Origin of the sequence: Corynebacterium sp. HMSC05E07 (assembly GCF_001807225.1) — a bacterium.
GTDB lineage: Bacteria > Actinomycetota > Actinomycetes > Mycobacteriales > Mycobacteriaceae > Corynebacterium > Corynebacterium singulare.
Map to the genome: position 1 here is coordinate 1 of NZ_KV788206.1, position 578 is coordinate 578.

Sequence of the window (578 nt, forward strand, 5' to 3'; positions counted from 1 at the left end):
AAGACGCCTCTGGATAGTGCGGTAGCTTGCGCTGGTGATGCCAACCTCGGCAAGAGTCTCGATGGAATCCAGCTTTGAGCCGGGATTAATGATCCGGGCACGCACCAGATCGCGAAACACCGGATCATCACCGCTTGCTGCAGCAAGGCCTAACTCGTTGAAACACGCATCGATACAGTCCAGCAAGTATCCGGCACGCTGACCGACTACCGGCAGCGGGTTGGAAACGCTGCCTGTTGCCGGTGGGATGTGTTTCACCTCGCCGAAGTCCATTGCGAGTTGGTCACCATCGACGATGCGTTGAGCTTCAGCTCTTAAAAGCGCAAGCTCTGACTCTGAATGTGCTGAGCCGATATGCTTCATCCTTTTCGCACCTTTGCGTTCAGAGAACACCACCTGCACCGCCGTCGCCCCAGAAGCGGTCTTGACGGTGCGAATATAAGGACTCACAAAAATCAGACTACTGAACACCCCCGGCACTACCCACTTAGTGCGGAAAAATTCCTACCCACCGACGAAAACCAACAGGTAACAGTGTCAAGAGTGACGTTACTCACCCACCCATGACCTAAGTCAGG

The 578-nt window shown here is 54.5% G+C and carries 1 pseudogene; it reads right to left on the bottom strand.

Features of this window, described 5'->3' with window-relative positions:
* Positions 1-450 (bottom strand): annotated as a pseudogene (locus HMPREF3149_RS01785) (transposase); the annotation flags it as partial.
* Positions 451-578 lie beyond the last annotated feature (128 nt).